This is a genomic window from Frankia torreyi (assembly GCF_000948395.1).
Lineage (GTDB): Bacteria > Actinomycetota > Actinomycetes > Frankiales > Frankiaceae > Frankia > Frankia torreyi.
Map to the genome: position 1 here is coordinate 50,320 of NZ_JYFN01000017.1, position 8,427 is coordinate 58,746.

The window sequence follows — 8,427 nt, forward strand, 5'->3', positions numbered from 1 at the left end:
ATGACCTCCGTGAACGAGGCGCCTTCCTCGGCCGACACGCTGCGGCGTGCCTACCGCACGATGGGGCGGCTGCAACGCCGGGTCTCCGAGCTCGAGGCGGCCGAGCGGCGTCACGCCGAACCCATCGCGATCATCGGCCTCGCCTGCCGGTTCCCCGGTGGGGCCGTCGACGCCGAGACCTACTGGGGGGTTCTTCGCGACGGGATCGACGCGGTCGGCGAGGTCCCGCCGGACCGGTGGGACGCCGATGCGTTCTACTCGAAGGAGCCTCGCCGGCCGGGCCGGATGAACACCAGGTGGGGCGGCTTCCTCGATCGCATCGACGAGTTCGACCACGAGTTCTTCGGTATCTCCCGGCGCGAGGCCGTCGCCATGGATCCCCAGCAGCGGCTGTCCCTGGAGGTCGCCTGGGAGGCGCTGGAGAACGCCGGACAGGCACCGGGTGAGCTGGCCGGCAGCCGCACAGGCGTGTTCATGGGGGTCTGCAGCAACGATTTCGGCACCGAGACCTTCCGGCTGCCACGTGACATCACGGCCTACGCCAGCACCGGAACCGCGCACAGCATGGTCACCGGCCGGATCTCCTACACGCTGGATCTCAGGGGACCCAGCGAGGCGATCGACACCGCCTGCTCCTCGTCTCTCGTCGCCGTCCACCATGCCTGCCAGGGCCTGCGCTCGGGCGAGTGCGACCTGGCGTTGGGCGGCGGCGTCAACGCCGTGATCTCGCCGCTGCCCAACATCGCCTTCTCCCAGTTTCCCGGAATGGTCTCCGAGGACGGCCGGTGCAAGGCGTTCGACGCGGCCGCGAACGGCTACGTGCGCGGTGAGGGGTGCGGTGTCGTCGTGCTGAAACGGCTGTCGGACGCCGTCCGGGACGGCGACCGGGTCCTGGCCGTGATCCGGGGCGGCGCCGTGAACCAGGACGGGCGCAGCTCCGGGATCACCGCGCCCAACGGGGACGCGCAGCGCGACGTCCTGCGCCGCGCCCTCGCCGCGAGCGGCGTCGGGCCGCACGAGGTCTCCTACATCGAGGCGCACGGCACCGGGACCCGGCTCGGCGACCCGATCGAGGTGGACGCGCTGGCCGAGGTCTACGGGCGGCCGGACGGGACGCCCGTCTACCTCGGCTCGTCGAAGACCAACATCGGGCACGCCGAGGCCGCCGCCGGGATCGCCGCGCTGATCAAGGTGGTGCTGTCCCTCGGCCGGGGCGCCATCCCGCGCAACGTGCACTTCGAACGACTCAATCCGCATCTGTCCTTCGCCGGGACGACGTTCGCGGTGCCCGCAGAACTGACGGACTGGCCGGTTGCGGCGGGACGGCGGATCGCCGGGGTGAGCGCGTTCGGGTTCAGCGGGACGAACGCCCACCTCATCGTGGCGGAGGGCCCGTCCCGGGCCGAGCCCGCCGCCGCCGAGCCCGCCGCCGCCGGCGAGATCGGGGAACCGGCTGCCGGCTGTCACCGTCCCAGGTCGCTCCTGGCGCTGTCGGCGAAGAGCCAGACCGCGCTGACCGAACTCGCCCGGCGGTACCAGGAGCGGCTCGACGGGGACGGCCCCGAGACGGTGGAGGACCTGTGCTACTCCGCCAACACCGGCCGGACTCACTTCCGCCACCGGCTCGCCGTCGAAGGAGCGACCCGTCAGCAGATCGCGGACCGCCTCGGCGACTTCGTCAGGGGCGGGCCCGATCACGAGGTCGCCGTGGGCGAGGCGGGCGACTCGGACGTCGTCTTCCTTTTCACCGGGCAGGGACCGCAGCGTGCCGGGATGGCCCGCGGGCTCTACGAGGCGCAGCCGGTGTTCCGCGAGGTGATCGACCGTTGCGACGAGCTGCTGCGCCCGATGCTGCAGGTGCCGCTGCTCGCCGTCCTCCACCCCGACCTCCTCGACCCTGGCGACCCCGGGTCGGACCTGGTCAACGTGACGACGTACGCCCAGCCGGCGCTGTTCTCGGTCGAGTACGCCATGGCGCAGATGTGGCGGTCGTGGGGGGTCGAGCCGGTCGCGGTGCTCGGCCACAGCTTCGGGGAGTACGTCGCCGCCTGCGTCGCGGGCGCGATGTCCCTGGAAGACGCGCTGACCCTGGTGGTCGAACGCGCCCGGCTGATGAACACGCTGGCGGACCGCGGCGCGATGGCCGCGGTGTTCGCACCGGAGCTGGACGTCGCCATGGAGGTCGCCGACCACGAGGGCCTGGTCTCGATCGCGGCCGTCAACGGGCCGGCCAACATTGTGATCTCCGGTGACCGTGAGGCCGTTGCGTCGCTGTGCGCGAGCTTCGAGCGGCTCGGGGTGGAGACCAAGCGGCTGCACATCACGACCTCGTCGCACTCCCCGCTGATCGAGCCCATCCTGGAACCGCTGCGCCGGGCGGCCGAGCGGGTGCGGTTCAGCCCGCCCCGCATCCCCCTGGTGTCGAACGTGGACGGGGCACTGTGGCCGTGGGACAAGGCACCCGACGCGGACTACTGGTGCCGGCACGCCCGCGAGCCGGTGCGCTTCGCCGCGGGGATCGGCACCCTGCTGGCCGGGGGCTACCGCACCTTCGTCGAACTCGGCCCGGCGCCCATCCTGCTGGGCCTGATCAAAGACGGGCTGCCCGGCGGCCGGGACGCCCTGCTCGCACCCAGCCTGCGGTCGCAGCACGACGACTGGGAGGTCCTGCTGTCCACCGTCGCGCTGCTCTACGCGCACGGTACGGACATCGACTGGCGCGGTTTCGACCGCGGCTGGCCGCGCGCGAAGGTCCCCGTCCCCACCTATCCCTTCGACCGGACGAGGTGCGGCCCGCCGCCGCGCCGCCGCACCGCCGACGAGCCGTCGCCGTCGGAGTACGACGACGCTGCGCCCGGTGACACGGAGCTGCCCGGTGACACGGAGCTGCCAGGTGACACGGAGCTGTCCAGTGACACGGAGCTGCCCGGCGAAGGGGAGCTGCCCGGCTTCGAGGACGACGAGCTGCTCTACCGGCTCGCCTGGCGGCCCGCCGAGCCCGCCCCGGCCTCGGCCGCGCCGGACGTCCCGCGAACCTGGCTGGTGCTGGCCGACGACGGGGAGGTCGGCGACCAGGTGACCGCGTCCCTCGTCGACCGCGGTGCACGCGTCGTGCGGGTCGTCCGGGCCGCCGAGTACCGCTTCGACGGCACGGCCTCGGCCGGTGTCCGCCTCGCCGACCGCGCCGACCTCGTCAGGCTCGTGGACGACCTGGGGCTGGACGTCGGCGAGGAGCTTCAGGTAGTGCACCTGTGGAGCCTCACCGGCGCCGCGACGGAGCCGGACTCCGTCGAGGCCGCGCTGCGCGCGCAGAACGCCGGCTGCATGAGCGCGGTACGCGTCGTGCAGGCCCTCGTCGAGGCCAGGAGCACCATGCCGACGCGGCTGTGGCTGGTGACCCGGGGGGCGGTCCAGCCGACCGAGCCGGGTACGACCCCGCTCGCGGTCGGTCAGGCGACCCTGTGGGGCCTGGGCCGGTCCCTGCAGCAGGAGGCCGCCGCCGTCTGGGGCGGGCTCATCGATCTGGACCCGGCGGCCGAACCCGCCGCGGTCGCGGCATCGCTGCTGGCCGAGCTCGAAGCGGCCGACCACCGGGCCGAGGACCAGATCGCCCTGCGGGAGGGGAGGCGCTACGTCGCGCGACTCGTCCACACCCGCCTGCCGCAGGCCCCGCCCCGGCCCGCCGTCCTGCGCAGGGAGGGCAGCTACCTCATCACCGGTGGTTTCGGCGGTCTCGGGCTCGAGGTGGCGCGATCCCTGGCGCGCCGGGGAGCCCGCCGCCTGATCCTGGTCGGGCGTACCCCGGTCCCGCCGCGCGAGCAGTGGGCCGGGCTCGACCCGGCGGGCGAGCCGGGCCGCCGCGTGGCGGCGGTGCGCGAACTGGAGTCCCTGGGCGCGAGCGTCACCGTCGAGTCGTTCGACGTGTCGGACGAGGCCGCGGCCCGCGCCTTTCTGGAACGTCACGAGCGGGAGTGCCGGCCGGCGATCCTCGGCGTCGTTCACGCCGCCGGGGCCGGGGACGTCGCGCCCCTGACCGACCTGGAGCCGGACGACCTGGAGTGGTGCCTGCGGCCCAAGGCGATGGGCGCCTGGGTGCTGGACCGGCTCTTCGCGGACCGGCCGCTGGACTTCTTCGTCCTGTTCTCCTCGACCAGCTCCATCCTCAGCTCTCCGTTCGTCGCCGCCTACGCGGCCGCCAACGCGTTCCTGGACGCGCTGGCGCTGCAGCGACGCAACGCCGGTAGACCCGGCCTCAGCATCAACTGGGGGATCTGGGAGCGGACCGGGATGGCCGCCCGTGGAGCGCAGGCCACGCCCGGCCACAGCCGCGGCATGGGTGTCCTGCGGCCGGACCAGGCGCTGCGCGTCCTGCACCGGCTGCTGGGCCATGACCTGCCGGGACATGACGAGGCGCAGGTCGCCGTCGTGCCGGTCGACTGGTCGGAATGGGGCCACCGTTACCAGGCGGTCTCCCTGTCGGCCTTGCTGAGCGAGCTGCTGGACGCCCCGGCCGGGGCGCCGGCGGCCGCCGCGACCGCAGCCCCCGGCCGGCGGCTGCCCGCACGCGCGGACCTGCTCGCGCTGCCGGCGCAGCAGCGAGCGGACGCGCTGGCCACCAGGCTCCTGCTGGCCACCGCGGTCACGCTGCGGTCGGAACCGTCGGCGGTCGGGCTCGACCGCCCGCTGATCGAACTCGGTCTGGACTCCCTGATGGCGGTGGAGCTGCGCAACGAACTGGAGGGACGGCTCGGCGTCTCCCTGCCGATCTCGGTCTTCCTCCGGGGAGCGACCGTCCAGGCGCTGGCAGAGCGGATCGTGGACGCCCTCCCAGACGATGCACCCACCGGGGACGCACCCACCGGGGACGCAGCCGCCGCGGACCCAGCCACCGGTGACACCCCCGCCGGGGACGCTGCCGCCGGGCCGGACGGCGCGGTGGCCGGTGCGACCACGGCCATCCGGCGGGTCAGGCGGGTCCAGGACCTCGCGAGCGACCTGCTGGCGCAGCTCGAGCAGACGCCCGCGGGCGAGGCAGGCACCGGGACGGACGGGGAGCGGTGACATGGCCGACCTGGCGGACCTGACCGATGCGGCCGGGCTTTCCGAGCGGCTCGCCGCCCTGTCGCCCGAGAAGCGGGCCCGGTTCGAGGAACTGCTCGCCCAGAGCGGAAGGTCCGAGAACACCTTCCCGCTGTCGGTGCTGCAGCAGGGGATCTGGTTCCTGGAACAGATCAGGCCGGGCAACCCCGCCTACGTCGTCCCCGCCGCCGCGCACCTCCGCGGCCCGCTCGACGTCCGGGCCCTGCGCGACGCGCTGGCCGAGACCGTCCGGCGGCACGAGGCCCTGCGGACCACGTTCGGACTGCGCGACGGCAGGCCGGCGCAGATCGTCCACCCGCGGATGTCCATCGACCTGCCCGAGGTGGAGCTGGGGGACGATCCGCTGGAAGCGCGGATCGCCGAGGAGCTCGCCGGGCCGTTCGATCTGGCCACCGGACCGCTGTTGCGGCTGAGGCTGCTGCGGATCGGGCCCGAGGAGTACGTGCTCGCGGCGGCGCTGCACCATCTCGTCGCCGACGGCTGGTCGGTGGGCATTCTGCTGTCCGAACTGTCCGTGCTCTACGCGGCGTTCGTCGCGGGCCGTCCGTCCCCGCTTGTGGACCTGGAGATCCAGTACGGGGACTTCGCCGTCTGGCAGCAGCAGGAGACGCGCGCGGAGAACCTGGAAGCCGACCTGGAGTACTGGCGTGGTCAGCTGGCGGGCGCGCCGGACTTCCTGGCGCTGGCGACCGACCGCCCGCGGCCCGCCGTGCAGGGATTCGACGGCGCGTCGGTGCCCTTCGAGCTGCCGGAACCCCTGATGCGCGGGCTCGGCGAGCTCGGCAGACGCCACGGCGCCACCGTCTACATGGTGCTCCTGGCCTGTTTCCAGGTCCTGCTGCACCGTTACAGCGATCAGGACGACATCGTCGTCGGCGTCCCGATGGCCGGCCGGGAACGCGCGGAGGTCGAGCCACTGATCGGGTTCTTCGTGAACACCCTTCCGGTCCGGGCGGACCTGGGCGGGAACCCGGCGTTCGTGGCCGCGCTGGAGCGGGTCAGGGACGCCTGCCTCGGCGCGTACGCCCACCAGGCGATCCCGTTCGAGAAGATCGTGTCGGACCTGCGGCCGCCCCGGGACCTGAGCAGGCCGCCGATCTTCCAGGTGGGCCTGTCGTACCAGAGCGACCCGATGCCGCGGCTCGCCGTCGCCGGGGTCGAGTTCGCCCGGGTCCCGCTGCAGGCTCGGGGCGCCCGCTTCGACCTGGAACTGCAGTTCTTCGACAACGCCGGCGGTCTGCGCGGTTGGTTCGAGTACGACCGCGATCTGTTCGACGAGGCCACCATCGTCCGGATGGCCGGGCACCTGCGCCGCGTCGTGGAGCAGGTGGCGGCCCGTCCGCAGACGCCCGTCGACGACCTCGAGCTGCTGGACGACGACGAGCGACGGCACCTTCTCGTCCATCTCAACGACACCGGGCGGGACTGGCCCGGCGCGGGCCTGATCCACGAGTGCTTCGAGGAACAGGTCGGCAGAACTCCACGGGCAACGGCCCTGGTCTTCGAGGGACAGAGCCTGGACTACGCGGAGCTGAACCGTCGCGCGAACCGGCTGGCGCACCGGCTGCGGCGGCTCGGAGTGGGGCGCGACGTCCTGGTGGGCGTCGCCATGGAACGGTCCCCGGAACTCGTCGTCGGCCTGCTCGCGATCCTCAAGGCCGGCGGGGCCTACGTCCCGCTCGACCCCGGCTATCCGCGGGAACGCCTGCGGTACATGCTCGAGGACGCGGCCGTCCCGGTGCTGCTCACCCAACGCGCCGTCCTGGACCGGCTGCCGCCGGTGCGCGCCGAGACGCTCTGCGTCGAGGAACTCCAGCAGGAGCTGCGCGCCGAGCCGGACCACGATCCCGGCGTCGCCGTGGGCGGCGAGGACCTCGCCTACGTCATCTACACCTCGGGGTCGACCGGAAGGCCGAAGGGCGTGATGAACGTGCACGCCGCGATCCGCAACCGGCTGCTGTGGATGCAGGACGCCTACGGCCTGGACACCGCCGACCGCGTCCTGCAGAAGACCCCCTTCTCCTTCGACGTCTCGGTCTGGGAGTTCTTCTGGCCGCTCATGACCGGTGCCACGCTGGTCGTGGCCCGGCCGGACGGGCACCGGGACAGCCGCTACCTCGTCGAGACGATCCGCGACCAGGGCATCACCACCCTGCACTTCGTCCCCTCGATGCTGCAGGTGTTCCTGCGGGAGCCGGACGTGGCGCAGTGCACCGGGCTGCGCCGGGTCATCTGCAGCGGCGAGGCGCTGCCCCGCGACCTGCAGGACCGGTTCCTGGAGCGCTCGGGCGCCGAGCTGCACAACCTCTACGGCCCGACCGAGGCCGCCGTGGACGTCACCGCCTGGGCCTGCGAACGCGACGACGACCCGCGTCCGGTCCCGATCGGGTTCCCGATCGCCAACACCCGGATCCACGTGCTCGACCGGCGGCTGCGGCCGGTCCCCGTGGGGGTGCCGGGCGAGCTGCACATCGCCGGACGGAACCTGGCCCGCGGCTACCTCGGCAGGCCCGAGCTCACCGCCGAGCGGTTCGTCGAGGACCCCTTCGACGCGGCCCCGGGCGCGCGTCTCTACCGGACCGGCGACCTTGCCCGCCACCGCGAGGACGGCGCCCTGGAATACCTCGGGCGACTGGACCATCAGATCAAGCTGCGCGGCCTGCGGATCGAGCTCGGCGAGATCGAGTTCGCCCTGGCCGGGCACGAGCGGGTACGCGAGGCGATCGTGGTCGCCCGCGAGCACGGGCCGGGCGACACCCGTCTGGTCGCGTACCTGACCGCCGCGGGGGAGCCCGCGGACCTCGGCCCGCAGGGGACGGGAGAGCTGATCGATCATCTGCAGCGGCGGTTGCCCGAGTACATGGTGCCCTCGGCGTTCGTCGTCCTGCCCGCGCTGCCGCTGACCCCCAACGGCAAGGTCGACCGGGCGGCACTGCCCGAGCCCGAACTCGACCGATCACGGGTGCGGACCCCCTTTGTGGCCCCCCGCGAGGACCTGCCGCGTGCGATCGCCGCGCTGTGGCGGGAGCTGCTCGGCGTCGAACGGGTCGGGATGAACGACAACTTCTTCGACCTGGGTGGTCACTCGCTGCTGATGGCCGAGCTCAGGACCAGGCTCACCGCCGCCGTCGGTCGGGAGCTGTCGATGGTCGAGCTCTTCCAGCACCCGACGGTCGGTTCCCTGGCCGACCACCTCCGGCGGCCGGCCGCCCCGCGGGACGGCGCGACGGACGCCGCACGCGACCACGCGGAGAGCCGTCGCCGCTCCCAGATCCAACGCCAGCAATCGGCCGCTCGCCGGGCGCGCCCACGAAACGGCAGGTGACC

Annotated in this window: 2 protein-coding genes; both read left to right on the forward strand. The window is 73.2% G+C overall.

The annotated features are described in order from the left end of the window. Positions 1–5,061, forward strand: coding sequence for a type I polyketide synthase (locus tag FF36_RS12810; RefSeq protein WP_128423301.1), 5,061 nt, complete (start codon positions 1–3; stop codon positions 5,059–5,061). 1 nt (position 5,062) lies between these two features. Next, positions 5,063–8,425, forward strand: coding sequence for a non-ribosomal peptide synthetase (locus FF36_RS12815; RefSeq protein ID WP_044885279.1), 3,363 nt, complete (start codon positions 5,063–5,065; stop codon positions 8,423–8,425). The last annotated feature ends 2 nt before the right edge of the window (positions 8,426–8,427 follow it).

Coding starts and splice junctions, on each gene's coding strand:
- FF36_RS12810 (WP_128423301.1), top strand. CDS start 1: ATGACCTCCGTGAACGAGGCGCCTTCCTCGGCCGACACGCTGCGGCGT.
- FF36_RS12815 (WP_044885279.1), top strand. CDS start 5,063: ATGGCCGACCTGGCGGACCTGACCGATGCGGCCGGGCTTTCCGAGCGG.